This is a genomic window from Streptomyces sp. NPDC050997 (assembly GCF_040660135.1).
In the GTDB taxonomy this organism is placed as follows: domain Bacteria; phylum Actinomycetota; class Actinomycetes; order Streptomycetales; family Streptomycetaceae; genus Streptomyces.
Genome location: NZ_JBFAGK010000003.1, coordinates 622,656 through 649,039, shown reverse-complemented (window position 1 = coordinate 649,039; position 26,384 = coordinate 622,656). Strand labels below are relative to the sequence as shown.

The 26,384-nt window shown below is 70.6% G+C and carries 29 protein-coding genes; 11 read left to right on the top strand and 18 right to left on the bottom strand.

All coding sequences use genetic code 11. From position 1 onward, the window contains the following. Nucleotides 1-8 precede the first annotated feature (8 nt). Nucleotides 9-731, bottom strand: a complete 723-nt coding sequence (locus AB0H86_RS09675; RefSeq protein ID WP_362435086.1) for a hypothetical protein — start codon at nucleotides 729-731, stop codon at nucleotides 9-11. A 432-nt stretch (nucleotides 732-1,163) separates the two neighbouring features. On the opposite strand from AB0H86_RS09675, the gene AB0H86_RS09670 reads away from it, so the two are divergent. After that, complete coding sequence (locus AB0H86_RS09670) at nucleotides 1,164-1,769, top strand: RNA polymerase sigma factor (protein ID WP_362435281.1); 606 nt, start codon at nucleotides 1,164-1,166, stop codon at nucleotides 1,767-1,769. Beyond that, the gene (locus tag AB0H86_RS09665; protein WP_362435082.1) at nucleotides 1,766-2,827 is read left to right on the top strand and encodes a CU044_5270 family protein; all 1,062 of its coding nucleotides are present in this window, start codon (nucleotides 1,766-1,768) and stop codon (nucleotides 2,825-2,827) included. The genes AB0H86_RS09670 and AB0H86_RS09665 overlap by 4 nt, the downstream gene beginning before the upstream one ends. Nucleotides 2,828-2,940: 113 nt before the next feature. On the opposite strand, the gene AB0H86_RS09660 is transcribed toward AB0H86_RS09665, so the two are convergent. Further along, nucleotides 2,941-3,807 (bottom strand): AraC family transcriptional regulator, encoded by an 867-nt coding sequence (locus AB0H86_RS09660; protein ID WP_362435079.1) that lies wholly within the window; start codon nucleotides 3,805-3,807, stop codon nucleotides 2,941-2,943. A gap of 182 nt (nucleotides 3,808-3,989) precedes the next feature. Between AB0H86_RS09660 and AB0H86_RS09655 the strand changes: the two genes are divergently transcribed. After that, complete coding sequence (locus tag AB0H86_RS09655; protein WP_362435077.1) at nucleotides 3,990-5,180, top strand: MFS transporter; 1,191 nt, start codon at nucleotides 3,990-3,992, stop codon at nucleotides 5,178-5,180. A 143-nt stretch (nucleotides 5,181-5,323) separates the two neighbouring features. Here the strand turns inward: AB0H86_RS09655 and AB0H86_RS09650 are convergent, their stop codons facing one another. Then, on the bottom strand, nucleotides 5,324-6,895 hold the full coding sequence (locus AB0H86_RS09650; RefSeq protein ID WP_362435279.1) for a glycoside hydrolase family 43 protein: 1,572 nt from the start codon (nucleotides 6,893-6,895) through the stop codon (nucleotides 5,324-5,326). Between the two features lie 255 nt (nucleotides 6,896-7,150). Beyond that, nucleotides 7,151-8,002, bottom strand: a complete 852-nt coding sequence (locus AB0H86_RS09645; RefSeq protein ID WP_362435075.1) for an aldo/keto reductase — start codon at nucleotides 8,000-8,002, stop codon at nucleotides 7,151-7,153. A gap of 173 nt (nucleotides 8,003-8,175) precedes the next feature. Here AB0H86_RS09645 and AB0H86_RS09640 point away from each other — a divergent pair, with 173 nt between their 5' ends. Beyond that, nucleotides 8,176-9,090: a helix-turn-helix transcriptional regulator gene (locus AB0H86_RS09640; RefSeq protein WP_362435073.1), complete on the top strand. Its 915-nt coding sequence runs from the start codon at nucleotides 8,176-8,178 to the stop codon at nucleotides 9,088-9,090. Nucleotides 9,091-9,205: 115 nt separating this feature from the next. Then, nucleotides 9,206-10,141, top strand: a complete 936-nt coding sequence (locus AB0H86_RS09635; protein WP_362435070.1) for a hypothetical protein — start codon at nucleotides 9,206-9,208, stop codon at nucleotides 10,139-10,141. A 58-nt stretch (nucleotides 10,142-10,199) separates the two neighbouring features. Here the strand turns inward: AB0H86_RS09635 and AB0H86_RS09630 are convergent, their stop codons facing one another. From AB0H86_RS09630 to AB0H86_RS09615, 4 genes are all read right to left on the bottom strand, one after another. Next, complete coding sequence (locus AB0H86_RS09630; protein ID WP_362435068.1) at nucleotides 10,200-11,009, bottom strand: IclR family transcriptional regulator; 810 nt, start codon at nucleotides 11,007-11,009, stop codon at nucleotides 10,200-10,202. Between the two features lie 201 nt (nucleotides 11,010-11,210). Further along, nucleotides 11,211-12,011 carry a fumarylacetoacetate hydrolase family protein gene (locus AB0H86_RS09625; protein ID WP_362435066.1) on the bottom strand — a complete coding sequence of 267 codons (801 nt, stop codon included), beginning with the start codon at nucleotides 12,009-12,011 and terminating at the stop codon, nucleotides 11,211-11,213. Beyond that, nucleotides 12,011-12,343: a ferredoxin gene (gene fdxA, locus AB0H86_RS09620; protein WP_362435063.1), complete on the bottom strand. Its 333-nt coding sequence runs from the start codon at nucleotides 12,341-12,343 to the stop codon at nucleotides 12,011-12,013. Before fdxA ends, AB0H86_RS09625 begins: the two co-directional genes overlap by 1 nt. A gap of 1 nt (nucleotide 12,344) precedes the next feature. Next, a complete protein-coding gene (locus AB0H86_RS09615; protein ID WP_362435061.1) occupies nucleotides 12,345-13,367 on the bottom strand; it encodes an NAD(P)/FAD-dependent oxidoreductase in 1,023 nt (340 codons plus the stop codon). On the opposite strand from AB0H86_RS09615, the gene AB0H86_RS09610 reads away from it, so the two are divergent. Next, nucleotides 13,366-13,611 (top strand): hypothetical protein, encoded by a 246-nt coding sequence (locus AB0H86_RS09610; RefSeq protein ID WP_362435059.1) that lies wholly within the window; start codon nucleotides 13,366-13,368, stop codon nucleotides 13,609-13,611. The two genes, AB0H86_RS09615 and AB0H86_RS09610, sit on opposite strands and share 2 nt — an antisense overlap. On the opposite strand, the gene AB0H86_RS09605 is transcribed toward AB0H86_RS09610, so the two are convergent. From AB0H86_RS09605 to AB0H86_RS09570, 8 genes are read right to left on the bottom strand one after another with little or no spacing between them, the layout of a single operon-like run. Beyond that, on the bottom strand, nucleotides 13,580-14,053 hold the full coding sequence (locus AB0H86_RS09605) for an acyl dehydratase (RefSeq protein WP_362435057.1): 474 nt from the start codon (nucleotides 14,051-14,053) through the stop codon (nucleotides 13,580-13,582). The genes AB0H86_RS09610 and AB0H86_RS09605 overlap by 32 nt on opposite strands. Beyond that, entirely contained in the window at nucleotides 14,050-14,571 is a 522-nt protein-coding gene (locus tag AB0H86_RS09600; RefSeq protein WP_362435055.1) for a MaoC family dehydratase N-terminal domain-containing protein, read from the bottom strand. The genes AB0H86_RS09605 and AB0H86_RS09600 overlap by 4 nt, the downstream gene beginning before the upstream one ends. Beyond that, complete coding sequence (locus tag AB0H86_RS09595; protein WP_362435053.1) at nucleotides 14,568-15,404, bottom strand: IclR family transcriptional regulator; 837 nt, start codon at nucleotides 15,402-15,404, stop codon at nucleotides 14,568-14,570. Before AB0H86_RS09595 ends, AB0H86_RS09600 begins: the two co-directional genes overlap by 4 nt. A 10-nt stretch (nucleotides 15,405-15,414) precedes the next feature. Continuing rightward, nucleotides 15,415-16,275 carry an alpha/beta fold hydrolase gene (locus AB0H86_RS09590; RefSeq protein ID WP_362435051.1) on the bottom strand — a complete coding sequence of 287 codons (861 nt, stop codon included), beginning with the start codon at nucleotides 16,273-16,275 and terminating at the stop codon, nucleotides 15,415-15,417. Then, nucleotides 16,272-17,228 (bottom strand): catechol 1,2-dioxygenase, encoded by a 957-nt coding sequence (locus AB0H86_RS09585; RefSeq protein WP_362435048.1) that lies wholly within the window; start codon nucleotides 17,226-17,228, stop codon nucleotides 16,272-16,274. Before AB0H86_RS09585 ends, AB0H86_RS09590 begins: the two co-directional genes overlap by 4 nt. Beyond that, the gene (locus tag AB0H86_RS09580; RefSeq protein ID WP_362435045.1) at nucleotides 17,225-18,562 is read right to left on the bottom strand and encodes a deacylase; all 1,338 of its coding nucleotides are present in this window, start codon (nucleotides 18,560-18,562) and stop codon (nucleotides 17,225-17,227) included. Before AB0H86_RS09580 ends, AB0H86_RS09585 begins: the two co-directional genes overlap by 4 nt. Further along, a complete protein-coding gene (locus tag AB0H86_RS09575) occupies nucleotides 18,559-18,681 on the bottom strand; it encodes a hypothetical protein (RefSeq protein ID WP_362435042.1) in 123 nt (40 codons plus the stop codon). Before AB0H86_RS09575 ends, AB0H86_RS09580 begins: the two co-directional genes overlap by 4 nt. Beyond that, nucleotides 18,678-19,928, bottom strand: a complete 1,251-nt coding sequence (locus AB0H86_RS09570) for a Rieske 2Fe-2S domain-containing protein (protein WP_362435039.1) — start codon at nucleotides 19,926-19,928, stop codon at nucleotides 18,678-18,680. The genes AB0H86_RS09575 and AB0H86_RS09570 overlap by 4 nt, the downstream gene beginning before the upstream one ends. 412 nt (nucleotides 19,929-20,340) lie before the next feature. On the opposite strand from AB0H86_RS09570, the gene AB0H86_RS09565 reads away from it, so the two are divergent. From AB0H86_RS09565 to AB0H86_RS09550, 4 genes are read left to right on the top strand one after another with little or no spacing between them, the layout of a single operon-like run. After that, the gene (locus AB0H86_RS09565) at nucleotides 20,341-21,342 is read left to right on the top strand and encodes an ABC transporter substrate-binding protein (RefSeq protein ID WP_362435036.1); all 1,002 of its coding nucleotides are present in this window, start codon (nucleotides 20,341-20,343) and stop codon (nucleotides 21,340-21,342) included. Then, the gene (locus tag AB0H86_RS09560; protein WP_362435034.1) at nucleotides 21,339-22,184 is read left to right on the top strand and encodes an ABC transporter ATP-binding protein; all 846 of its coding nucleotides are present in this window, start codon (nucleotides 21,339-21,341) and stop codon (nucleotides 22,182-22,184) included. The genes AB0H86_RS09565 and AB0H86_RS09560 overlap by 4 nt, the downstream gene beginning before the upstream one ends. Beyond that, nucleotides 22,181-23,002: an ABC transporter permease gene (locus AB0H86_RS09555; RefSeq protein WP_362435031.1), complete on the top strand. Its 822-nt coding sequence runs from the start codon at nucleotides 22,181-22,183 to the stop codon at nucleotides 23,000-23,002. Before AB0H86_RS09560 ends, AB0H86_RS09555 begins: the two co-directional genes overlap by 4 nt. Then, nucleotides 22,999-23,964, top strand: coding sequence for a zinc-binding alcohol dehydrogenase family protein (locus AB0H86_RS09550; protein WP_362435029.1), 966 nt, complete (start codon nucleotides 22,999-23,001; stop codon nucleotides 23,962-23,964). Before AB0H86_RS09555 ends, AB0H86_RS09550 begins: the two co-directional genes overlap by 4 nt. A gap of 501 nt (nucleotides 23,965-24,465) precedes the next feature. Here the strand turns inward: AB0H86_RS09550 and AB0H86_RS09545 are convergent. Both AB0H86_RS09545 and AB0H86_RS09540 read right to left on the bottom strand, forming a co-directional pair. Continuing rightward, nucleotides 24,466-24,897: an acyl dehydratase gene (locus AB0H86_RS09545; RefSeq protein ID WP_362435027.1), complete on the bottom strand. Its 432-nt coding sequence runs from the start codon at nucleotides 24,895-24,897 to the stop codon at nucleotides 24,466-24,468. After that, nucleotides 24,894-25,379, bottom strand: coding sequence for a MaoC family dehydratase N-terminal domain-containing protein (locus AB0H86_RS09540; RefSeq protein WP_362435024.1), 486 nt, complete (start codon nucleotides 25,377-25,379; stop codon nucleotides 24,894-24,896). The genes AB0H86_RS09545 and AB0H86_RS09540 overlap by 4 nt, the downstream gene beginning before the upstream one ends. A gap of 127 nt (nucleotides 25,380-25,506) precedes the next feature. On the opposite strand from AB0H86_RS09540, the gene AB0H86_RS09535 reads away from it, so the two are divergent. After that, entirely contained in the window at nucleotides 25,507-26,373 is an 867-nt protein-coding gene (locus tag AB0H86_RS09535) for an alpha/beta hydrolase (RefSeq protein WP_362435022.1), read from the top strand. Nucleotides 26,374-26,384: the final 11 nt, after the last annotated feature.

Here is a 26,384-nt window from a genome sequence, read left to right as displayed (position 1 = left end):
CGCGTCGGTTACGCGTCGGCCTTCGCGGGCTGCTCCTCGGACTTGGCCGGTGCTGCCTGCTTCGGCGCGTCGGGGGCGGTGTAGAAGACGGACGATCCCTGCTTCGAGCGCTGCGCCTGGCTCTTGGCGACCAGCCCTTCGAGTGTCGTGCGCACCACGGTCGTCTTGACGCCCCGCTCGGGGTGGGCCTGGTCAAGGGCGGTGGTGATCTCCGCTGCCGAACGCGGTTCGTTCTGCTCGACGAGGTGACGGCGGACCAGGTCGACGAGCGTCGGTTGGGCCGACTTCGTGGTTGCGGGCTTCCCCGCGGCCGACTTCCCCGCGGGCTTCTCGGCAGCCGACTTCCTCGCAGGCTTCTCGGCAGCAGGCTTCCCAGCGGTCGTCTTCACCGCGGCCGGCTTCTTGGCTGCGGCCGGACCGGGCTGAGGGCCGGTCTTCTTCGTCCGTGTCCGCTTGCCCGTGCCGGACCCGGTGGCCGGCTTCCTGCGGGGAGCGGGCACCGCGACGCTGTCCGACGGGGCGGCGGGCGCCGCGGATGCCGGCGCTGTGCCGATCGCCTGCTGGATGTTGGTCAGAACCGTGTGGTCGGCCTGGATGGCTGCCAACTGTTCCTGCAGCGCGGCGATTTCGCCACCGATACGGTCTTGCTCCTTGGCGTTGCGCTCGAGGTCGGCGGCCACTTGAGCGGTGTACTGCGATGTCAGTTCGGTGACTGAGGCGTTCTGCGACATGGGTGCACACAACCTTTCCTCGGCTTGGGGCCGAAGTCGAATGGACTGCCACACGAGCGTGCTTCGGGCGGATGCCTGCTGGGCGGCAGTCATGTACAAGGCGCGGGGCCCTGTCGTAGCGATAGTACGGACAACAAGAGCGTGTTGTTCTCCTCACGCAGGTCCCAGCACTGACATGAGTGTTCTGCGGGGCGATGACGGGACCCATACATGTGAGTCGTCCACCTGTCCCGGCACCTGTCCCGGCGCCTGTCCCGGCGCCTGTCCGGCGGACCATGCGCAAGGCCACGGTGACTGACACACATATCCGGTGTGCGAGGATCCCTCCGCAGGTGGCGATGACCGTAGCGGTGACATCAGTGGGTGACGCAGGCCACAGGAACTCCTCCCGGGTCGCGGAGAGAAGTGGTCGTGAGGGATTCAGAAAATGATGTGCGCCGCCGTGTGCGGGAGGGGGACCGTGAGGCGTTCGCCCAGCTGTACGACGAGTTCGCCCGCGCCGTGTACAACCACGGCCTGCGCTTGACCGGCGACTGGTCGACGGCCGAAGAAATCATGTCCGACACGTTCCTGACCGCGTGGCGCACCCATGAACGCGTGCAGGAGGACGGTGGCTCCCTGCTGCCCTGGCTGTTGGGCATCGCCACCCACAAGGCCGACAACGCCCGCCGGGGAGCGCGCAGACGGCAACTGTTCCTGGCCCGTCAACCGCAGCCACGTGTGGAGGAGGACTTCGCACCCCGGACGGTCGGACGCATCGACGACGCACGGTACCTGCGTGCCGTCCAGGCCGCCCTGGGCCGACTCAGACGACAGGAGCGGGAGGTACTTGCCCTGTGCGTGTGGTCCGGCCTGGACTACCAGCAGACGGCCGAAGCCCTGGGCATCGCCGTCGGAACCGTACGTTCCCGACTGTCACGTGCCCGCAGGAAGCTCGCCCACCTCGCGGCAGAAGACCGGGAACCACCCACAGCCCGCGGAGAGATGACAAGTGCGGCCGCGATCGCGGCCCTGCCCGTACGGGAGGAGCTCACATGAACGACAAGGCCACTGGGGCCTCCCCTGAGCGGCACGGCGACCGCGACGAGATCGCCCGCCTGCTGCCGGCCCCCGCCGACTGGGACCTTCCGCGCGAGCAACACCTTCGTCACAAGGACCTCTTGATGCATCACATCGACCACGACCAGGTCGCCCCTGCCCGGCCGGCCCGTCGGCTGCTGCGACCCGCGGTGCTGGCGCCGGCGACCGCTCTGGCCCTGGCCTGCGCGGTGACCGCGGGAATCACACTGACCGACGGTGACCGGGGGACCGCCGGCACCGCATCGCACCGTGCGGCCACGGACATGCAGCCGGCCGCGGCGCTCCTGGAGCGGATCTCCGACGCCACGGAGACGCACGCCGACCTCACGGTGCGCGACGACCAGTTCGAGTACACCAGGGAGAAGGGCAACGGGGCCGACCTGACCAGCGGGAAGGCTGTCCTCGGCCCGCTGGTGGACCGTGAGGGGTGGCTAGCGCAGGAACCGGGGCCCCTGCGGAAGCTCGGCATGATCCGGGAGGACGGTGAAACCCTCCCCATCAACGCCGAACTCGGTGACATCAACGGCACACCGGCCGGCTTCGGCCGGCCCACCTACCACTGGCTCAGCTCCCTGCCCACCGACCCCGACAAACTACTGGCCTATCTGTACGCCAACACCCCGGCCGCGGAGAGCCGGGAGCGCGACCAGGCGGTGTTCGAGGAGATCGGCTCCCTGCTCGGTGGGATGATGCCGCCCCGTACCGCCGCCGCCCTCTACCGGGCATCCGCGAAGATCCCCGGCGTCACCCCGGCCCCCAAGGCCCGCGACGCGATCGGCCGCCAGGGCCTCGGGATCGCCCGCGACGACACGCGCTACGGCGTCCGCACCGAGTGGATCTTCGGCAAGAAGGACTACTCCTTCCTCGGCTCCCGCACCTATCTGACCAAGGACGCCCCATACGCGAAGGCCGGCGCGCTGCTCTCCAGCGTGGCCGTACTGGAACACGCCGTCGTCGACAAGGTCGGCCAACTGCCCGGCGACGCGAAGCGCACACAGAACAAGCGCCAGAACTGACCGTTCGGCCGCCGGAGGCGTGTGCCCCGGCCGCCGGCGGCCACGTGGGCGGCGATGGTTCGCAGGACCAACGCCTCAGCGCGCGGCGGCACAGAGCCGCCGCGCGCTGAGGCTCAGGCCCCGGTTCGCTCCACGGGAATCCACAGCTCCGCGTCCGCTTGCGCCGCGTCCTGCGACAGTTGGGTCCGCAGGATCTCGGGCCCCGGCCGGCTCCGGTACGGATTGGATGGGAACCACTGGGTGAACACGTCGCGCCACAGGTACTGGAGTGCCTGCGGGAACGGCCCGGAGTTCTCGAAGACGGCCCATGTCCCGGACGGGACGGTGAGTGAGTCCATGTCCTCGGGCACGGCGGCGCGGGTCACCACGCCGTGGTAGTAGTCGAGTTCGGTTCCCTCGGCGCGGCTTTCGTCGAGGTTGTCACTCACCGAGACGATCCCCTTCGGCGCCTGATCGGACAGGCTCTGGATCCGCTGCAGCGTCTCCTGGCCGATGCCCCGGATGAAGGCGGCGATGGCCGGGTTCATCCCCTCGTGTACGAGGGGGACGCGCGCCTTCCTGCCGACCACACGGAATTCCTCCTTCTCCACGACCCTGTACCGCATGCTGCTGCTCCCTTCCACGATGAGGCGGAAGGACATCCGGGGCTGTGACTGCAGACTCGCACCGACCCGCCTGGCCTCGCCGGGACCGACGCCGTGCATCGCACGGAACGCACGCGCGAACGCCTCCCCCGAGGTGTAGCCGTAACGCACCGCGACCTCCAACAGCGTCCGCTCCCCGGCCAGCACCTCGGCACCCGCGAGCGTCAGCCGCCTGCGCCGGATGTACTCCGACAGCGGAATCCCCGCCAACGCGGAGAACAGCCGCCGGAAGTGGTACTCCGACGTCACCACGATCCGCGCCAGGTCCGTCACCTCGATCCGCTGATCAAGATGGCACTCGATGTGCTCCATGGCCTGGTTGAGCCGCTCCAGCACCCCGGTCCCCTTCCCTTTCGATCACTCACGTTAGGAGGAACCCACCCTGCCGGACCCGACATCCCGTGCCCGGTCCGGTCGGGTACACCAGACCCCGACGCCCCCGCGCAGGTCTACGCCGATTCCCGTAGCGGCGGCCTGCCGGGCCGGCCAGGGTGGCACGCGGGGCTACCGTCGGCGGCATGGACGCTGATCGCCGAGGCTGGCGCGAGTGTTTGCTGAGCGGGGCGGTGTTCGCCGTCTGCATGGCCGGCACCACGCTGCCGACTCCCCTCTACGGCCTCTATCAGGAGAAGTTCGGGTTCTCCGAGCTGACCGTGACCGTCGTGTACGCGGTGTACGCCTTCGGGGTCATCGGCGTACTGCTGCTGGCCGGCAATGCCTCGGACGCGGTGGGCAGACGGCCGGTGTTGCTGGCGGGCCTGGGATTCGCGGCCGCCAGTGCTGTCTGCTTCCTGTGTGCCACCGGGCTGGGCTGGCTGTACGCGGGGCGGCTGCTGTCGGGGCTGTCCGCCGGTCTGTTCACCGGGGCCGCCACGGCGTACGTCATGGAGTTGGCACCACATGGCGGCACATCCCGGGCCACGTTCGTGGCGACCGCCGCCAACATGGGCGGGCTGGGTTGCGGTCCGCTGCTCGCCGGAGTGCTCGCGCAGTACGCCGTCTCGCCGCTGTACCTGCCGTTCGTCGTACACCTCGCCGTGGTGACCGGCTCGGCCGCCGTCCTGCTGTGGCTGCCGGAGACCGTACGCGAGGCCCGGCCGCTGAGCACCGTACGGCCGCAACGGCCGGCCCTGCCCCCGCAGGTGCGGGCGGTGTTCGGGCCCGCGGCGATCGCCTCGTTCGTGGGGTTCGCACTGTTCGGAGTGTTCACGTCGGTCAGCCCGGCGTTCCTCGCGCAGTCCCTGGACGTGGACAACCACGCCGTGAGCGGACTGGTCGTCGCGCTCGCCTTCTTCGCCTCGACGGCGGGGCAACTGGCGGTCGGCCGGGTCGGGACGGAGCGATCGCTGCCGTTGGGCTGCGCCGGGCTCTTCGCCGGACTGGCGCTGCTCGCGGGCGCGCTGCGGTGGGACCTGCTGCTGCTGGTGGTGCTGAGCGCGATCGTCGGCGGATGCGGGCAGGGACTGGCGTTTCGCGGGGCGCTGTCCGCAGTGGCCGAGGTGTCTCCCGCGGACCGCCGCGCGTCAGTGATCTCGACGCTGTTCGTGGTGGCCTACGCGGGCATCTCGGTACCGGTGATCGGTGTGGGCGTACTGACGGGGCCGATCGGCCTGGAGGGTGCCGGGCTGGTGTTCATCGCGTGCATGGCCGTCCTGGTCTCGACCGCGGGCGTCTATCTGCTTCGACGGCCGGTGGGAGCGAGGACATGAGCGCGCGGGGAGGCGGTGGCTCCCCGGGGGGGTCGCTTCCTCAGTGCGAAGGAACCGACCGTACCGGCGTACTCGATCGTGGTCGTGCCGATGCGTCCGGGCCGCACCGCCAGGTGAGTACGGACGTGGTGGGAAAGCGCCTGTCAGGCGGAGCACAACTCGAACCAGTCGAAGGCCGCGCTGCCCCGCGTGACGTACATGCCGAAGACCCGGCCGGTGAAGCCGCCGGCGACCTCGGTGGTGAGGTAGCGGCCGTCGAGTTCGGCGAGGATCTCGAAGTCGCCGCCGTCCGTCTCGTAACCCAGGCGGAGCGTGTCGGGGGCGCCGACGCGGAGGCCGGGCGGGGGAGTGGACCCCGGGGCGCGGGACGTGACCGTGGGCGGCAGGACGTCGGAGGTCGTGATGTCGATCCGGAGCTTCAACGGGCCGGAGGGTATGGCCTGTTCGGCGACGGCGTGACGCAGCGGGCCGATCCTGGCGACGGCACGGACCGTGCCGTCACTCACCTCCACCTCGTAGTGGTGTGCCTCGTCCAGCCGTACCGTGAGGCCGCCCCGGCCGCCTTCGGTGACATCGACGAGGGTGCGTGCGGTGCAGTCGGTGTCGCGCTGTCGTCGTCCGACGACGAGTGCGCCGGGCGTGTCGAGGCTGTCCCCGCGGGCGTGCAGCACCAGGTGGCCCGGCCGCTCGTCGAGACGTACGGCCTCCGGGTCGTGCCGTCGCGGCGACACCCAGCACGGCGCGAGCGCGGGGGAGTCGAAGTCGTCCAGGTCCGGCTCCCGCGGCCAGGGGTGCGGCGGCAGTGCCGGGGCCTGCGCGCGCAGTTCCAGCGGCCCGGGCAGCGGCCATTCGTCCTCCCACCGCACCGGTGCCAGGAACGTCTCCCGGCCCATGCCGTGGTACATCGGGGTGTCGCCGCGCGGCCTGGTGCCCAGCAGCACCATCCACCATGTGCCGTCGCTCGCCCGCACCAGATCGCCGTGGCCGGTGTTCTGCACCGGATGGTCGGTACTGCGGTGGGACAGCACGGGGTTGGCCGGGTGCGGTTCGAACGGCCCTGGCAGCGTACGGGCCCGGGCGACCGACATCGCGTGGCCGCGTTCGGTGCCACCCTCCGACAGCAGCAGATACCACCAGTCGCCGATCCGGTACAGGTGCGGCCCCTCGGGATACTGCAGTCCGCTCCCCGACCACATCGGCACCGGCTCGCCGAGCGGTTCGCCTGACTTCGGGTCGATGCGAACCCCGCGGATGCCGCCCGACGAGAACACGCACCAACAGGTTCCGTCCTCCTCCCAGGCGAGGTCGGGATCGATGCCCGGTACGCCGACCGGTACCGGGTCAGACCACGGGCCGGCGGGGTCCTCGGCGGTCACCAGGACGGTGCCTGCCCCGGCGACCACGGTCGTGATCAGCCAGAACCGGCCGTCATGGTGGCGCAGTGTGGGCGCGTACACCCCCGTGGAGGAGGGGGCGGTGTCTGGCAGCGCGAGCTGCGAGGGCCGGTCCAGGGCGTTTCCGATCAGCCGCCAGTGCACCAGGTCGCGACTGTGCCAGATCGGCACACCTGGCACGTACTCGAAACTGGACGTGGCCACGTAGTAGTCGTCGCCTGCCCGGCAGATACTCGGGTCGGGGCTGAAGCCGGGTATGACGGGATTGTCGAAGAGCGGGAGCCGGTCGGCACGGGGCCCGGAGGGCGGGTCGGCAGGCACGGGTGCGGTACTCACAGCGGGCGACCCCTTGGCAGCCAGAATCTGTTGAAGCGCTTCGAAAGGTCGCACGTCGGTCTGTGGTGTGTCAATGGGCCGTGAAGTAGGGGGATTTGAGCTGTCTTAGGAGCATAAAGGTCTTTGTTCGACCTCTCGTGGGCAACCTTGCCTGCCGCTATGGTCGCGACTTCATCGAAGCGATTCGATACCCACTTGACCGACACCGACGGGGGGCCTCGGACGTCGCCCTCTGCCAGATCAGCCGTCCAGCCGCCGAGCGCTGAGCCAGCTGACCATCGCCGGGTCGTGGTGGTCGAAGAACAGCGTCGCCCTGGTGTCCAGGGTGGCGATGGCCGCCATCTGGTCGTCGGTGAGCTCGAAGTCGAAGATGTCGATGTTCTCCGCCATGCGCTCGGCGCGGACCGACTTGGGGATCGCGACGACGCCGCGCTGGGTCAGCCAGCGGAGCACGACCTGCGCCACGGACTTGCCGTGCTTCGCACCGATCCCGCTCAGGACCGGGTGAGCGAAGATGTCGTTCTTCCCCTCGGCGAACCCACCCCACGACTGGATCTGCACCCCGTGCTCGCGCATGAGCTCCTGGTCGGCGGTGCGCTGGAAGAACGGGTGGGTCTCGATCTGGTTGACCGCGGGCGTGACCTCGTTGTTGAGGACGAGATCGAGGAGCCGATCGGGGTAGAAGTTGGCGACGCCGATCGCCTTGACGCGGCCCTCGCGGTGGAGCTCCTCCATCGCGCGCCACTGGCCGTACACGTCGCCGTAGGGCTGGTGCATGAGGTACAGGTCGAGGTAGTCCAGACCGAGCTTGTTCAGCGAGGTCTCGAAGGCGCGCCTGGTGTTGTCCTGCGCGGGCGCGTCCTGGACCCACAGCTTGGTGGTGACGAAGAGTTCCTCACGCGGGATGCCACTCTTCTTGATGGCGCGGCCGACGGCCTCCTCGTTGCCGTAGGCGGCGGCCGTGTCGAGCAGCCGGTAGCCGGCCGCGAGGGCCTCGGTGACGGCCTGCTCGGTCTGCTCCGGCGGGATCTGGTAGACGCCGAAACCGAGGATCGGCATCTCGACGCGGTTGTTGAGGGTGACGGTCTGCATGAGTTTCCTTGTGTACGAAGCGGGGTGAGGCGCGTGAGCGGTGGCCGGCTTCGAGCCTCGCGCCATTTCGGCCGCGGTGGCAGGCCGAGCTGAGCGGGGGAACGACGTTCAGGGGTGTGACAGGGCCTCCCACACGCCTGCCACGCAGGTCAGCGCGGTGTGACACTGGTGATATGGCATCCGAGCAGAGCACCAGGAGGAGCGCCGACATGGAGCTGGGCCGGTTCCTGCACGCGCGCCGCACCCAGACCAGCCCTGACCAGGTCGGCCTCACCGTGGGCACCGGCCTGCGCCGTACCCCCGGCCTGCGCCGCGAGGAGCTGGCCACGCTCGCCGGCATCAGCATCGACTACTACGTCCGTCTGGAGCGCGGCAAGGAGACCCGCCCCAGCCCCTCCGTGCTCGACGCCCTCGCCCGCGCCCTGCATCTCGACGACGCCGAACACCAGCACCTGCGCGAACTCGCCGCCCGAGCCGCTCGCTATGCGCCCGAATCCGCGCCGCCGCCCAGCCGGACCGTGCGCCCGCACCTGAAGCTGGTCCTCGAGACGATGAGGCCGAACCCGGCCTACGTCATCAGCCGCAGCATGGACCTGCTCGCGTGGAACCCCGGCGGCCTCGCCCTGTACGCGGGCCTCGCCGACTGGCCCGCCACTCGGCGCAACCTGGCCCGCTACCTGTTCCTTCACCCCACCGCGCGCACTCTCTTCCCCGACTGGGCCTACCAGGTCCGCGGTTGTGTGGCCCGGCTCCGTGCCGTCGCCGGCACCGACCCGGACGCCCCCGACCTCACCAGCCTGGTGGGGGAACTCCTGCTCAAGAGCCCCGACTTCGCCAAGCTGTGGGAGCGCTACGACGTCGTGGGCCGCAAGAAGATCCAGAAGACCTTCGACCACCCCCAGGTAGGCACCCTCACCCTCAGCGGCCAGAGCATGCACCTCGAAGGCACCCCCGGCCAACGCCTCAGCGTCTACACCGCCGAACCCGACACCTCCGACCACGACGCCATGCTCCTGCTCGACATGACCGCGCCGCAGCACGCCGGGCGTTCCGGTACGCGGGCCGAACAGCACGGCGCCACGGAGTAGCTGAGGTCCTTCGAGGATCGAGTGCGCCTTGTTCGCCACCGACGCAGCCCCGCCCTGTCCCACCGGGGTACCGCCCGAGGTGCGCGATGGCCCGACGTGATGAAGTCTGATGATCATGCAGCGTAAGGGTGTACGGGGAAGCGGAGGCCACGACGCCGAGGGGCCTCTGGACGAGCTGTACACGACGCCGCCGCCCCATTTCGTCACCCGCCGTGAGGAGCTGGCTGCCGAGGCCAAGGCGGACGGGCGCATGGACGATGCCCGCCTGATCCATGCCGCTCGCCGCCCCACACTCGCGGCCTGGGCAGCGAACGTGCTGCTGCGCTCGCAGCCGGTGGCGAGTCAGCGATTCCTGGAACTGGGGAGGGCGCTGCGCGAGGCCTACCGAACCCTGGATGCCGACGGCATCAAGGAGCTGTCGGACCAGCGCCGGGAGATTGTCTCGTCCCTGTCCCGGCAGGCTGCCGCACTGGCCCGCGAAGCGGGTCACCCGCTGTCGGACGCGGCGCAGCAGGACGTCGCATCCACTTTGCACGCCGTGCTCGCCGACCAGGCCGCGGCGGACCGGTGGGCCGCCGGTCGGCTGCGGAGCCCCCTCACTCCGCCCGCGGACTTTCCCTCCAGCACCGCCGCCCCAGCCGGCGCACCGCGGACGCCGACACGAGAGCCGACCGCGCCACGGTCTTCGCAGAAGCGGACGCCGACGAAGGACGAACTCGCGCAGCGTCGCCGCCAGAGGCAGGAACAGCTCACCCAGGCCCGCAAGGCCGCCAAAGCGGCCGATCGGCGGCTTCGCGAGCAGCACGCCGAACAAGCGGACGCTGACGCATCGATGGAGCAGGCACGCGACCGGCACGACCAGGCCCGTCAACAGGTGTCCGCGGCCGAAGGCCAGCTGCGACAGGCACGCGAGCAGTTCCAGAAGGCCGAGCAGGAACAGCAGGCAGCCGAGGAACGGTGCCGGGCGGCGGCTGACGCCGTGGCCCGCGCCGAACAAGCGGTACGGGACGCTTCGCAGGAGGTGGAGCGTCTGGCCACCCCCGTCCGATAGGTCCCACACCAGGGCATAGCCCGGATACTGGTCGACGACGCAACGGAAGCCGACCTCGTCAGCGCGGAGCGCGGTAGGCCTCGAAGAGGGTCAGGCGCGAGGTGATGGTGTGGGACGCGCCGGTCAGCGCCACCAGCATCCGGGGAATGTTGCTGCCCGCCGTGGGGGCGATGACCGACAGCGCGCCCAGATAGGCCTCGTCGGTGCCGCGCACGGGCACCGCGACGGCGAGGTAGCCGGGGCGGAACTCCTCGACCTCGGTGGCGTAGCCCTGCTCCCGGATGCGGACGAGCTCGTCGGTGAGCTGGGCGGCGGTCAGCGTGTGCGGGGTACGGCGGCGCATCCGCGCCAGGACCAGGGAGAGCGGGTACTGCTCGGGGAGCATGGCGAGGGTCAGTTTTCCGGAGGCGGTGCTGTGCAGCTGGATGTGCCGGCCGCCCACGCTGGCCCGGGCCCGGTTGCGGTGTGTGCCGACGTTCTCGATGCACAGCAGTTCCGAGGCGTTCGGCACGGCCAGGGTGACGGCGTTGTTGAGGCTCTGCGCGAGGTTCTCGACGACGGGCCGCGCGGCCTCTCGCAGGGTCCGCTGGCGCGGCGCGCGCAGACCGATCTCGTACAGCTGCAGCCCGAGTCGGTAGTTGGAACCCTCCCGCTCCAGGAGCTCGCCGGCGACGAGCTCCTGGCACAGGCGGTAGACGGTGGCCTTCGCGACCCCGGTGCGAACGGTCAGCTCGGCGAGGCTCAGCGAGAAGTCGTCGTCCCGGAAGGCGCTCAGAATGAGTCCGACCTTGCCGAGGACCGATTTGGGAGGCTCGTGTTCCGGCCGCGTCTCTCCGCCGCTCTCACTGACCTCATACGCAGCCACCATGACTCACCCTCCTCACCTGAGCGGTACGCCTCGGGGAAGGCGGACACCAGTACTGAGAAGGCAAAATATAGACGTACTTCAGTTACGTGGATATGTACCTGCGGTGACGCCAGGTTTCCGGGCGCGGTCCGTGACCGTGTCTAGCTGGTGGCGCAGAGTGAACGCTGACACCTTCAGAAGCTGCCTGACCGCAACACCTGATCATGACCCAATTTCCCCCGTCGCGAACTCGACCCGCACTGCGCCCAGTTGGCTGATGCGTGCCTCGAAGCGGTCACCGGGAGCCGCGTCCGCCATCGGGCCGAGCGCGCCGGTCAGCACGATGTCCCCGGCCCGCAGCGGTTCGCCCAGGCCGGCCAGCGTCGACGCGAGCCAGGCCGCGGCGTTGAGCGGGCTGCCCAGGCAGTCGGCGCCGCTCCCTTCGGACACCGTCTCGCCGCCCCGGGTCATCGTCATGCGCACCCCGCGCAGGTCGAGCCCCGTGAGCGGTACCGGAGTGCCGCCGAGTACGAACAGGCCACTGGAGGCGTTGTCGGCGACGGTGTCCACGATGCCGATGTCCCATCCGGAGACACGGCTGTCGACGATCTCCAGCGCGGGCAGCACGAAGTCGGTCGCGCGCAGAATGTCGGCCACCGTGCAGTCCCGGTGCGGCAGCCCGGCGCCCAGCACGAGCGCGACCTCCGCCTCCACCTTGGGCTGGATGAGCCGCCGGGCCTGGACGGGGGTGCCCTCGGGGACCGCCATGTCGGCGAAGAGCGTCCCGAAGTCGGGCTGGTCCACACCGAGTTGGGTCTGCACCGCGGGGGAGGTCAGACCGATCTTGCGGCCGACGACGCGCCGCCCCGCGGCCACACCGCGTTCGACGTTCACACGCTGTACCGCGTACGCGGCCTCGACATCGGGGAGGAACGTACGCACGGGCGGGCACGGTGAGTTCGTCGAGGTGGCCTCCGACAGCGCGTCGGCGGCCTTGGACGCCTCGGCGGAGACGGCGCTCATCAGGCGCTCTCCGCCGAGGCGTTGACGAGCGCCGTGTCGACACCCACCGCGCCGAGGCCGCTGGCTCCGCCGGGTGTGCCCAGCGCGGTCGTGCGGCCGGGCAGTGGCTCCTCGAAGAAGCGGCGGTTGTCGGCGCGGAACTCCGGGTCGGCGAGCCGGTCGACGGTGATGGCCTGTTCCGGGCAGGCCGTCTCGCAGGCGCCGCAGTCGATGCACTCCACCGGGTTGATGTAGAGCTTGCGCTCACCCTCGTAGATGCAGTCGACCGGGCATTCCTCCATGCAGGACCGGTCCATGATGTCGACACAGGCCTGGCCGATCACGTACGCCATTTCAGTTCTCCTTGTCAGTGGAGTGCCCGGGGAACAGGGCCGCCTCCGGATCGATGACGGTGGCCGCGTTGTTCACGGCGGTGGCGGCCTCACCGAAGCCCACGGCGATCAGGCGCACCTTGCCCGGGTAGTCGGTGATGTCGCCGGCGGCGAACACGCGGGGCAGGTTGGTGGCCATCCGGGTGTCCACGGCGATCCGTCGTGCTTGCAGGTCGAGACCCCAGTTCTGCAGCGGGCCCAGGTCGGCGACAAAGCCGAGGGCGGCGACGACGCTGTGCGCCGGCAGCAGCCGGGTGGCCTTCGTGGTGCGGTGCCGGACCTCGACCTGCTCCACCCGCGAGGTGCCGTGCAGCGCGCTCACCTCGGAGTCGGTGATGATCTCGATGCCGAGGGTCCGCACCTTCTGCACCGTCGCCTGGTGGGCTCGGAAGCGGGCGGTGCGGTGGACGAGCCGGACGGAGCGGGCGATCGGCGCGAGCGTCGCCGCCCAGTCGAAGGCGCTGTCGCCGCCGCCGACGACGACCACGTCATGGCCGGTGTGGTCGGCCGGGTCCGGCACGAAGTAGACCTGGCCGCGGCCGAGGTAGTCCTCGCCCGCCGGCAGCGGCCTGGGGGTGAAGGTGCCCACACCGCCGGTGATCACGACTGCCCCGGCCCGTACGGTCGTCCCCCGGTCGCCCCGGACCACGGGCCGGCCGTCGGGCTCGTAGGACAGCTCCACGGCCCGTTCCCCGAGGAGGTAGCGGACACCGTACGGCTCCGCCTGGGCGACCAGGTTGTCGACGAGGTCGCGTCCGCGCACCGACGGGAAGCCGGCGATGTCGAAGATGGGCTTCTCGGGGTACATCGCGCTGATCTGGCCGCCGAGCTGGGGCAGTACGTCCATGACCGCGACGCGCAGTCCGCGGAAGCCCGCGTAGTAGGCGCCGTAGAGGCCCGACGGGCCGGCACCGATGATCAGGATGTCGGTTTCGACCACCGGGGACTCGTCCGTGGTGACCGGCTCATCAGTAGGAACGCTCATGGTTCAGGAGCGTATGGACGGACGGGCCCCCGCCCAACGGAACTGGTCCGCCTGGCGGGACGCACCGCAGATGCGATGGCCGCCGCCGAGCAGGGCCGGCTCGGGGACAACGAGAAACGCGGACGGCGAGGAACGCGGACAACGAGAAACGCGGACGGCGAAGGCGATCCGGGAGATCACCTTCGCCGTCCGCGGCATCGACACCGCACCGCTCAAGGGGTCGTACGAGCACCAGGGCACGTGAGTTCGACGTGCCCCGTGACGCAGGCAGCGCCGTCGTCCTTGAGTACGCGGACGTCGAGCGTCATCCACACGCCCTCGTCGCAGGGCGCGACCATACGTACCGTCCCGATCCAGGTGAGCGGCTCACCGGCCACCGCGGTCGTGACATTGCGCCAACTCACCGATTTCAGCAGGGCGTCCGGCCCGGCCCACTCCAGCGCGTACCGGCTGAGGGTCTCGCCGTGCAGGGTGGACTGGACGACCACGTCGGGAAAGCCCTCCGTGGCCGCGAACTCGGCGTCGTAGTGGATGCGGTGTGAGTTCCAGGACACGGCGCTGAACCGGAACAGCTGCACCCTGCTGTGCGTGTACCGGCGCGGCGGACAGACCTCACCAGCAGCAGCAGCGGCCGGGGTGGGGGTGGGGTCGGGTGCGGTCGCGGGGCGATCGACAGGGGGGTTCATGGGGTCGCTCCCTCAGGGACGGCCTCCAGCACGACGATCGTCTCGTCCACCGCCGTCAGTTCGATGCCGTCCGCCGAGGTGAAACGGGTGGCGAGGCCCAGCAGGACGAAGTCGCCGGACCGGCCGTGTTTCCGCTCGACGGAGGTGACGCCGCGCGAGGCGGTGACCCGGGTGCCCGCGAGCGGCGCCCGGCTCAGCCTTACCGCCTGGCCGCCGTGCACCTGGCGCACGGGGAGGCCCTGGGTGCACGGCGACTCCCGGGCGGCCAGGCCGTCCGGCCGCAACTCCGCTTCGGCCGGCCCGTCCTCCCAGCTCATGGTGGCGGCCAGGAACAGGGCGGGCGCCTCCACCGCCGCACCGGCAGACTCCCGGGCGCGTGCCCGGCGGATGTAGTCGACGTCGTCGACCGCGGCGGCGTACCGGCAGAAGTCCTTGACGGTCAGCGTGCCGCAGTCCTCGTCCTCCCACCGGCCGATGAGACCGCGGGCCCGGGCCAGCACCTCCTCCAGCGTGTTCACAGGGCCGACCGCAGCGACCGGCTGATACCCAGGCCCGCGATGCGCAGCGCGCTCGCGTGGGCGGCCGCGTCCATGCGGTAGGTCGGCGCCGTGATCGACAACGCGCCCGCCAGCGCGTTCGGCTGCCCGAAGACCGGCACGGCCATGCTCGTGTAGCCGAGCCTGATCTCCTCCGCCTCGGTCGCGATGCCCTCTTCCCGGACCCGCTCCAGCTGGCCGCGCAGCCGCCCCGGCGAGGTGATCGTGTGGCGGGTGAACGGCTTCAGCCCGGTCCTGACCACCTCGCCGAACAGGGAGGCGGGGGAGAAGGCCAGGATCGCCTTGCCGGTGGCGGTGGCGTACAGCGGGAGCCGGCCCGCCACCCGTGACTCCTCGCTCAGCCCCCGGTGCGGCAGGATCTTCTCCAGGTAGACGACGTCGATGCCGTCGTGGATCGCGAAGTGGATCGTCTCGTGGGTGGCCAGCAGCAGGTCCTCCATGTACGGCTGGGCCACCTCGCGCAGGATCCGCTGCCGGTGCACCCGCTGGCCGATCTCGAACAGCCGCAGCCCGAGCCGGTAGTCGCAGCCCGCTCTCTCCAACAGCCCCCACACCACCAGCTCCTGACAGAGCCGGTGCACGGTGGCCTTCGCCACGCCCGTACGGCGCACGAGATCGGCGAGGGAGAGCGCGTTGTCGTCGATGGTGAACGCTTCCAGGATGGGCCGGACCTTGCCCAGGACGGAGTTCATCGAGTCGGGACACGAAGACGGAGCGGAGGAGGGAGAGGGAGAGCGGGCGGGGGAATGCGCGGAGGGGGCGGGTGCGGCGCGGTCGATCGGCACGACGGTCATGGCAGTTACCTCACGATGACTCGGCGAGAAAGGCCAGGCTGAGCGGGTTGTAGAGGTCGGCCTTCTCGTGCTGCGGCCAGTGCCCGCACTCGTTGAAGACCTCCAGACGGGCTCCGGGGATGGCCGCGGTGATGGCCTCGGCCTCCGGGACGTCCCCGAGCGGGTTCTTGTTGCCCCACACCACCAGCGTCGGGGCCTTGATCCGTGCCATACGGTCGGGGCGGAGCAGATTGCGCTCGCGCGCCTCGAGCTCCTGAAGTGCCAGCAGGTTGTGCAGGTTCCGCTGGAACTCCGGGTGGTGGTAGATCTCGTAGCGCACCTGGGTCAGCTCGTCGCCCAGGTCCTCGTCCCAGTCGGCCCACAGCAGCGCCAACCGGTCCCGGGTGTACGAGATCTCCTCCTTGAGGGCCGCGTCGCGGGTGGAGGTCTTCAGCCGGTCCATCACCGCCGGGTTGACCTTCGTGCCGCCCATGCACAGCAGCTGGAGCGAGGCGACCCGGTCCGGGTACTCGCTCGCCGCCCAGGACCCCACCCAGCCGCCCAGCGACTCGCCCACCAGATGCGCCCGCTCGGCGCCCACCGCGTCGAGGTAGGCGATCAGGTGCTCGACGTACGCGGGGATCTCGCCCGGGCGGTCCGGCTTGCCCGTGTAGCCGTGGCCGAGCATGTCGATGGCGTGGCAGCGGTAGCCGGCCGAGGCGTGCGCCGGGATGTTGCGTACGAAGGCCTCCAGGTGGCCGGTCGTGCCGTGCAGGAACACGACGTGCTCGCCGTCCTCGGGACCCGCCTGCAGGGCGCGTGTCGTGACATCGCCGGTCTCGACGTACGCGTGGCGGTAGTCGATGCCCGACAGTTCGGTCCAGATACTCATGGCTGCCTTTCGTTGGTGCGTGCGGGGTCGAGGATGGCGACGCCCATGCCGGTGAGCCACTCGGGCATCGGTTCGTAGGCGAGGCGCCGACCGGGGACGTGGTCGAGCAGGGCCGCCATGAGCAGCCAGGTGCGAACCTCCTGGGCGCCGTTGCCGGCCACCTTCTCCAGCTCTTCGGTGGTGTACTCGGCGATGCGGTGGGTCTCGCCGCGCTGGACGAGGGCCAGGAACTCGTCGTCGAACTCCGGGTTGAGCGCGGCCTCGGCGGCCCGGATGATCTCGCGGCGCCGGACGTCGTAGTCCTGCCAGTTCTCCCGGCCGTTGAGCCAGGCGCCGACCATGAACTCCTCGTCGTCGCCCTGCGGTTCGCGCCAGTCCGGCCAGGGCAGCCGGTGCGAGAGCCCGCCCGAGCCGATGACGGCGACACGACGGTCCCCGGGGAACGCCAGTACGGCCTCCCGGATCGCCCGGCCCAGGTCCTCGCAGCGCGCGAGTGTGGGCAGGGGAGGGGCGAAGACGTTCACGACGAGCGGCACGATCTCCACGTCCAGCCCGTCGAGGAGGTACTGGATCGCATGCGACTGGCCGTGGTCGATCTGCAGCCGGGCCGAGAAGGCGGGGTCGAAACTCCCGCCCTCCACAAGGGAGTTCGCGATGTGCCGGGCGAGCGGCACGTCCACCGGCTGCGGGCCCTTGGGGGTGCCCGACTCGCCGCTGGCGACGCACTCGCCGACACCGATCGTGAAGCTCGGGATCAGGTCAAGCCAGAAGCCGCGGAAGTGGTTGGAGCCGACCAAAATCACCGTGTCGGGCCGGGCCGCGGCGAGCTCCTCGCGCGCCTGCGTGAGCGCGTCGCGGAACCGCTCGGCCCGGTCCTTGTGGAGGGTCTCCTCCCAGTGGGTGTTCATCAGCGTGCTGTGCGAAGCGCCCACACCCAGGACGATCTCGGTCATACCGCTTTTCCTTCCAGCTCGTCGCGGGAGCGGGTGACGGTGTCGACCGCCGTACGGATCAGATGACGCGTCAGCTTCTCCATGGCCCGTACGGAGACGGTGTTCATCCCCCGCGCGAAGTCGATGTCGAAGGGGGCTTCGGTGACCTTCGGCATGCCGACCCGCACCGTGGGGATGCCGCGCCCGCGCAGGATGTTGGCGTCGGTGGCGCCGCTGTTGCCGAGGATCGCCTCGTGCTCGCGCCCCTCGAACGCCTCCCAGGCGGCCGTCGCGCTGCGGCGCACCCAGCTGTCCGGATCGGTCCGGGTCCCGGCGATGGCCACGACCATGTCGGCGGAGACGTCGAGCCCGGGCATCTTGTCGCGCATGGCGTCGACGGCGGCCATGAACTCCCGCTTGGCCTGCATCGGCGTCGTGTCGGGACTGATGCGCAGATCCACCATGAGGGTGCAGGCGGCCGGTGTCACCGCCGCCATCCGCGGCCAGCCGCCGCGCACCGAGGAGACGATGCCCTGCGGCGCGACCGTCCCGGCGGTGTGCCGGTCGGCGTACTCGACGAACCACTCCTCCAGGTACCGGGCCACCTCACCGGCGCGGACGATCGCGTTGTCGTACGGGAGCCGGTGGCGAGAGCCGGCGTAGGTGTGCGTGCCGCGGACGGTGACCTCGAACCACACGAGACCGACCTCGTCCCAGGACACCGTCCAGCCGGGCTTGGCGATGACCGCGTAGTCGGTCCACACCCCCTGCTCGAGCAGGAACGAACAGCCCACGCCCTGCCCGGTGTTGCGGCGGGTGCCGACCGGCCGGGCGTTGGTGGGCATGCCGCCCGCGCCGAAGGCCGCGACCAGGTCGCCGGTGAGTGGGATCCCGGCGAGCGCGATCGCCTCGGCGGCCATCATCACGCACGCGGCGTGACCCTTCGGGTTGGAGGCTCCGAGCCCGGTGACCAGGTCGTCGTAGACGGTGGCCCGCGGGCGCATGTCGTCCCGCAACTCGGGACCGATCCAGGGGAGGTCCTCGCTCTCCTCGCCGACGGTCAGGGTGTCGATCGGCGCGTACAGCATCAGGTCGGGTCCGGTGCCGTCGCCGTCGAGCCGGGCCCAGGCGTTGGCCTGCCGGTCGTCGAGGGGCTGGACCCGGGCCCGGCAGCCGGCGGCCGTGAGGGTGGCGGCGATGTGCTCGGCGAGCGGGCCCTCGTCGCCGGTCGGGCTGGCGATGTCGACGAGGCCGGTGATCAGCTCGCGCAGCCGGTCGTCGGTCACGTGCCGCCAGGCGTCCTGAACCCAGGCGGCGCGCCTGGTGTCGAGGCCCTCCAGTTCGTCGGCGCTCACTGGTTGATCCTGTGGACCTGGGTCATGGCGGTGCGCTCGAAGCGCTTCTTGGCCAGCGGGAGCCCGACGGCGACCGCGACGCCGATCAGCAGGGTGAGCAGGATGCGGCCCATGGTCATGCCTTCTTCTCGTCGGTGCCGGAACCGGTGGCGGCAGGGGAGGCTGTGTCGGTGGGGGAGCCTGTGCCGGCCAGCTTCTTGCCGTACTCCTCCTCGCTGAGGTTCCGCCAGGCGGTCAGCGAGATGTCGGGGCGGTAGAGCTTCTCCGGGGGAGCGTCGGTGATGTCGACCATCCACGCGTCCTGGCCGGAGAACTGGCCGTGGAACAGCCAGCGGATCGCGCCCAGGTACTTGGCGTAGAACCGCAGGGTGTCCCAGCCCTCGGTGAAGTTGACCATCACGCCGACGTAGCGGTGGTTGTCCTTGTCGACCGGGACGTAGAACTCGTAGTGGATGAAGTTCGGATACGCGATGCGCAGCACGCCGGGCATCGACAGGGACGCGAAACCGGGGAACTCCTGGGCCTCGATCGTCGGGTCGACCTTGTCCGGCTTGCCCGTGTTGCCGATGTTGAAGGTCTCCTTCGGTGGCCGGGCCTTCCACCAGCGCTTGTTGGTCCAGTGGCCCACCCCGGGGAAGTCCGCCTCCCAGTGGACCTCGTCCTGCACCCGGAAGATCCAGCGGCCCTTGGGCACGATCCGGGTGATGTTCCAGGTCGGCATGGGCTTGAACAGCCGCCACAGAGCGGTGCGGTGCAGGTATTTGGCGTGGCCCTCGTCGAAGCCGTTCTCGCAGGCGAAGCGCCAGTTGCCGCTGCGCGGGTCGATCCTGCCGCCCATCACGAAGGCGTTGGACACGAGCTCCTCGGGGAGCTGGGAGTCGATCGGATGCGGTTCCTCGTCGGCGAGGGGGATGTACACCCACACCATGCCGAGGCGCTCCTCGACCGGGTAGGTGCGCACCGAGACCTTGCCGGTCAGCCGGCAGCCCGGCCCGTCGGTGATGACCGCGGCCAGCTTGCCGGTGGGCAGGTCGAAGGTCCAGCCGTGGTACGGGCAGCTGACGGTGCCGGGGAACTGCTGGTTGCCCTCGGAGAGCGGTACGCCGCGGTGCGGGCAGCGGTTGTGCAGCGCGTACGCAGTGCCGCCGTCCCGGATCAGCGTGATCTTCTCGCCGCAGATGGTGAACGGGAGCGGATCGGCGGTGATCTGGCTGGACCAGGTGACCGGATACCAGTAGCCGCGGAAGCCCGCGCCCGCCGCGTCGTAGTGGGGCCACGACGCCCAGTCCTGGCGTCCGGGTTCCCCTGCTGGTCTGCGGCGGCCGCGGACCGTGGGCCGTGCGTCGGGCGAGTCCTCGACCGTCATCGTGCGTGTCCTCCTGCTGCCGGATGAACTGTGATGGTGAGCATGCGGGGGACTGGCGGATCCGCCCAAGGGACCCGTCTCGCTGAGCAGACCGCACCGCGCATGCACGCAGCGTCACCGGCCGACGGGACCCCGGTCGGAGGCGACGGACACGGGCCCGGAGGCGACGGACACGGGCCCGGAGGTGACGGGCACGGGCGGAGGGGTGACGGGCACGGGCGGAGGGGTGACGGGCACGGGCGGAGGGGTGACGGGCACGGGCGGAGGGGCGGCGGACACCGGCCGGAGCTGAGGCTCACCCGCGCGTCCCGCTCAGCGGACCCTCTTCGATGCGTGGGCGGCACGGCCCGTTCTACCGTGCGCCCACTACCGGGCCGTACCCCGACGACCAGCCGCAACCCCCGAGGTGCTCATGCAGACACCGTTCAGCACACGTCGCTTCCTCGCAGGCCCCGCCGCTCTCGCCGCCTCGCTGCTCACGCTCACCGCGTGCGGCGCGGGCACCACCGACTCGGCCGCGCCCGCAGGCAACGACGCCAAGGGCCCCACGATCCGTATCGGCGTCGGCATCGACGCCTCGTACGCGCCCTTCTTTCTCGCCGACGCCCAAGGGCTGTGGGCCAAGCACGGTGTCAACGTGCAGCTCGTGCAGTTCGGGCAGGGCAGCGAGGGCGTCAACAACCTCACCGCCGGTCAGGTGCAGATGTCCGGGAACTCGGACACCACCACCATCAGCATGCTCCAGCAGGACCCCGATCTGCGGTCCCTGCTGGTGTACGAGCAGTCCGGCAAGTATCTGAAGGTCGTGCTCGGCCCGAAGGTGACGTCCCCGTCGAAGATCCGCAAGATGGCCATCACCCCGGGACTGTCCGAGATGGCGGCGACCCGGTTCCTGGAGTCCAAGGGCATCGACCCGAAGTCGGTCGAGTTCGTCACCGCCGACCCGCCGGAGATCCCCGCCCTGATGCAGAAGGGCGATGTCGACGCGTACGTGCTGTGGGAGCCGTGGCCCGCCAAGGGCGTCGAGCTGGGCGGCAAGGTCCTGGAGAACACCGGATCCTACGGACTCACGTACGCCCAGTGGCTGCTCACCAGGTCCGACTGGCTGAAGAACAACGCGGACACCGCCGCCAAGGTCGCCCAGACCCTGGAGGAGGCCGCCCGGCTGACCGAGTCCGATCCGCAGTCGGCGGCCGAGGCGACCCAGAAGGCCGTGAAGGTACCGACGGCCCAGACCCTGACCGCGATCAAGGAGATCGACTTCGGGGCCCGTGACTTCACGGCCGCGGACCTCAAGGGATACGAGGGCACGGCTCAGTTCGTCCTGGACAGCGGCAAGGTCAAGGCGAAGCCGGATGTCACGGCGGTCATCCAGCGCGGCTGGTTCACCGAGCACGTGAAAGGATCACGATGACCAGGGCCATCGAGTCCGACCGCCTCGAAGCCGGTCTTCACGACGGGCGTGGCGCGGCCCTGTCCGTCGACGGCGTCGGCATCCGCTTCGACTCCTTCCAGGCCGTCCGGGACATCTCCCTGGACATCGCCGCCGGTGAGTTCCTCTGTCTGCTCGGCCCGAGCGGGTGCGGCAAGTCCACGCTGCTGTCCGCCATGGCCGGATTCGTGACCGTGGACGAAGGCAGCCTCTCCGTCGGCGGCGCCCCGATCAGCGGCCCCGATCCGGGGCTGGGCATGGTTTTCCAGAGCAGCGAGGCCCTCTTCGACTGGATGACGGTCCGTCAGAACGTCGCGTTCGGCCCGCGGATGCGTGGCGCGTCCCGCGCCGAGCAGGCGAAGCTGGCTGACGAGTACCTCGGCCTGGTCGGGCTGCGCCACTGCGCGGACCGGTTCCCCGACCAGCTCAGCGGAGGCATGCGCCAACGGGTGCAGATCGCCCGCGTGCTGGCCAACGAACCGGGTGTCGTGCTCATGGACGAGCCGTTCGGGGCACTCGACGCCCAGACCCGGCAGGTCATGCAGGAGGAGACGGACCGTATCTGGCGCGCCTCGGGGTGCACCGTCGTCTTCGTCACCCACGACATCGACGAGGCGATCCTGCTGGCCGACCGGGTCGCCGTCATGACCGCGGGCCCCGCCGCCTCGGTCAAGTCCGTCTACCCGGTCGACCTGCCCAGGCCCCGGGACGAGGCCGACCCGGCCACCGCCGAACTGCGCCGCAAGCTGCGGCAGGACATCGGTGAAGAGGTCCGCAAGACGCTCCGTCACCAGGGACTCGACCCCGAGGAGAACGACCGATGACCGTCGTCACGGCGGGCGCCGCCGCCGGCCCGGAGGCCAAGCGGCGCCCGGCCCGGGCGGGCGCGCGGACCCTGCGCTCGACCGGCATGTACCTCCTGTCCGTCCTCATCGGCCTCGTCGTCTGGCAGCTGCTGGCGACGAAGTACGGTCCCTCCCTGGTCGCCTCCCCGCGGCAGACCCTCTCCGCGGCGCGCGAGCTGGCCGCGGACGGCACCCTGACCAACTCGATCATCGCCTCCGGCCGCCGGATCCTGATCGGCTGGGGACTGGGTGTGCTCGTGGGCGCGCCGGTGGGTCTGCTCGTCGGGCAGATCCCGCTCGTGCGCCGACTCCTCGAGCCCTACATCGAGTTCTTCCGGTTCATCCCGCCGATCGCCTTCGTGACCCTCGCGGTGGTGTGGCTGGGCATCGGCGAGTCGTCGAAGGTCGTCCTGATCTTCTACACGGCGGTGTTCATCGTCACGGTGAACACGAGCGCCGGAGTGATGTCGGTGAGCGAGTCGAAGCTGCGCGCGGCACAGAACCTGGGCGCGAACCGCCGGCAGATCCTGCGGGGGATCGTGCTGCCGTCGACGGTTCCGCACATCGTCACCGGCGCGCGCCTCGCGATGGGCAACAGCTTCCTGACCATCGTCTCCGCCGAGATCGTCGCGGCGCAGGTCGGGCTCGGCTCGCTGATCTGGACCTCCCGCAACTACGGTCGGATCGACTGGGTCTTCGTCGGAATCATCACCTTGGGAATTCTCGGGTTCGTCTTCGACCGCGTGCTGCGGATCGTGGCGTCCCGTGGTCTGCGTCGATATGGAGTGAAGCTGTGAGTGAGGCCTCGTCGGGCGGGATGTCACGAGCCCTGGTGCTGGAGGAGTTCGGTTCGCTGCCCCGGCTGGTGGAGTGGCCCGTGCCGCAGCCACGACCCGGTTACACCCTCGTACGGATGCGGGCGGCCCAGGTGGGGCACCTCGATCTGAACATCGTGGACGGCAAGTTCGGGATCCTCCCGGACCTGCCCGCGGTGCCCGGCACCACCGGATGCGGTGTCGTGCTCGCCTCGGACACCCACCCGGAGGGCAGCCTCGTGCGGCTCGGCGGGAAAGCGCTGGGCATGCGGCGGGACGGCTGCTGGGCGGATCACGCGCTGGTGCCGGACGCGGCCGTGCAGGCGGTTCCGGAGGGCACGGACCCCGCCCTCGCGTGCAGTTGGTTCTCCCCGGCCGGTACGGCCTGGGCGGCGGTGCACGCGGTGGCGAACGTACAGCCGGGGGAGCGGGTCCTCGTGACCGGCGCGGCGGGCGCGGTCGGGGCGCTGACCGTGCAGGTGGCCGCGCGGGCCGGGGCCGAAGTCGTCGGCGTGGTCGGACGGCCCGCCAAGCTCGGCCATGTCCCGGCCCCCGCCAAGTCCGTCCTCGCCTCCGAGCTCTCCGTGGAGTCGGTGGGCGGTCAGGTCGACGTGCTCGTGGACACGGTGGGTGGACCGGTGCTGCGGGACGCCCTCCCGCTGGTCCGGCCGCGCGGTCGCGCCGCTCTGGTCGGCTACACCGCCGGCCGTGAATTCGGCGTGGATCTCGCGGACTTCCTGCTGGCCGACGTGGCGTTGCTGCCGGTCAACCTGATGACGCGGGGCAAGGAGGTCGCCGCGGACGCCGAGCGGCTGCTGACAGACCTGCGGACGGGAGAGCTGACGCTGGCGATCGAGCGACATGGGCTCGACGGGCTGGCGGAGGCCGTGGAGCGGCTGCGTACGGGGGAGGCGATCGGCAAGGTGGTCCTCGAACTGGGGTGAGTCCGGTGAGTTGTCGTGGTGGCCCGGGGGTCCGTTGTGGTGCGAGGCCTCACCGTGGAGCGGGGGTCCGTTGTGGTGCGAGGCCCTCCCGTGGCCCGGGGGTCCGTCGTGGTGCGAGGCCCTCCCGTGGCCCGGGGGTCCGTTGTGGTGCGAGGCCCTCCCGTGGCGCGGGGGTCCGTTGTGGTGCGAGGCCCTCCCGTGGCCTGGGGGTCCGTTGTGGCGGGAGGCCTCACCGTGGCCCGGGGGTCCGTCGTCGTGCGAGGCCCTCCCGTGGCCCGGGGGTCCGTTGTGGCGGGAGGCCCCACTGTGGCCGGGGGCCCATCGTGGCCCGAGGATGCCACCTGGGCCGGGGCCCCACTAGGTACCGGGGCCCGACTATGTTCCTGGGCCCCACCCTGGCCCAAGGGATCTCACCATGGCCTGGGCCCCACCATGGCCCAGGGTCCCGTCACGGCCCGGGCCCCCGCCATGTCCCCGGGCCCCACCAAACCCCAAGGGATCTCACCCCACGACGACCACCGCATGCCCCCGGCAGCACACCACGTTGCCGGGGCCGCAGTGTTCGATCAGGTCCAGGGTGATCTCGCCGCCGGCCGGGTCCACCGAGCGCACGGCGCCGCTCACCACGAGCCGGTCCCCGACGCTCGCGGGTGCCCGGTTCTGCCACGCGACCTCCCGCACCAGTCCGCCCGGGCCCGCGAACCGTGCCGCGGCACGGTGGAACAGACAGCCGTGGAGTTGGGCCATGACGACCGGCGCGGCCAGGCCCTCGGACCGGGCGAAGGCGGTGTCGTAGTGGATGCGATGGGCATTGCGGGTGACCGCGCCGAAACGCAGCAGGGTGATCGCGTCGGGCGTCAGCTCGACGGGCGGCACCTCCTGGCCCACCGACACCTGCCGACCCTCAGCGACCCGCCGCACGTGATCCGTCATCGGACGATGAACCTCTCTGTTACCTCGACCAGCGTGCCCCGGGCCGCCGCGTACGACTTCTTGACCGTGAGCAGCAGGAAGCCGTCCCCGCTGCCCTTGCGCTCCACCGAGGTCAGCGCGCGGCTCAGCTCGATCAGGTCGCCGGGCCGTACCTCGCCCGTCCAGTGCACGGTCTGGCCCCCCGCCATGAGCCCGACGTCGAGTCCGTCGGTGCCGGGCACCTCGTCGCGGTACATGCCGTCGGGCCGGAACTCCGCCGGGTCGGCCCCGGGCGCCCCGCGCAACACGCTGACCACGTACATCGGGTGGACGGCGAAGCCGGCGTGCCCGGGGTCGACGAGCCGCGGCGCGCTCTCGCCGGCCGCCCGCGCGAACTCCGCCGCGTCCTCCACCCGTACGACGCCCAGCGACCGCCGTTCCCAGCTCCCGATCGACGCCCGGGCCCGTTCCTCGGCCAGTTCCAACGCGGCGGTCCTGCCCATGGTTGTCTCCCTACGGTGATCCTGTGGACGGACGCTAAGGACCGCCCGGCGCCGGCCGCCATGGAACCGGCCCGCTCAGCGGACCGTTCCGCTTGGGCGGAGATCGCCGCCGTCCCACCATCGGGACATGGACCTCATGGACATCCAGACGCCCCCGGAGGGCGCCTACGCGGAAGCGGACGGCGTCAAGTACCACTACGTCGAGCTGGGGGAGGGCAGTCCCACCGTCTTCCTGCACGGCGGCGGCCCCGGGTGCACCGGATGGTCGGACTTCGGGCAGGTGGCGCCGCTGTTCGCCGCGGACCGCCGGTGCCTCCTGGTCGACATCCCGCAGTACGGCAAGTCCGCGAAGCCCGTCATCGAGGGCCCGATGTGGGACTACCACGCCGCCAAGACCGTGGCGCTCCTCGACACCCTCGGCATCGAACGGGCCGACTTCGTCTGCAACTCGTGGGGCGGCACCATCGCGCTCAACCTGGCCGCCAAGTACCCCGAGCGCGTACGGTCGTTGGTGATCACCGGCAGCATGCCCGTCTTCTACGGCCCGCTCGCCCCGCTGCCGGAAGGCGGCCGCCGCGGACGCAACGCCCGCGACGTGTACTACGGCGGCACCGGCCCCTCGTGGCAGAAGATGCGCGAACTCATCGCACGTCTGGAGTGGTACGACTCCGACGCCGTTCCCGACGGCACCGTCACCCTGCGCTTCGAACAGAGCCTGGATCCGGAGGAGACCGCACTCGCCGGCGCCTCCGACAACCCGCGCGGCGACTGGCAGGACCTCACCGCGGAACTCGGCCGGATCGCCGCGCCGACGCTCTTCCTGTGGGGCATGCACGACGCGTTCCTGACCCCGGACTACCCGCTGATGCTGGCCCGCATGATCCCCAAGGGCAACCTGCATGTGATGAGCGAGGCCTCCCACCATCCTCAGGAGGAACGGCCGAACGACTACCACAGCGTCGTCTCCGGCTTCCTGAACCAGCGGCACAACTGACCCAACCAGGG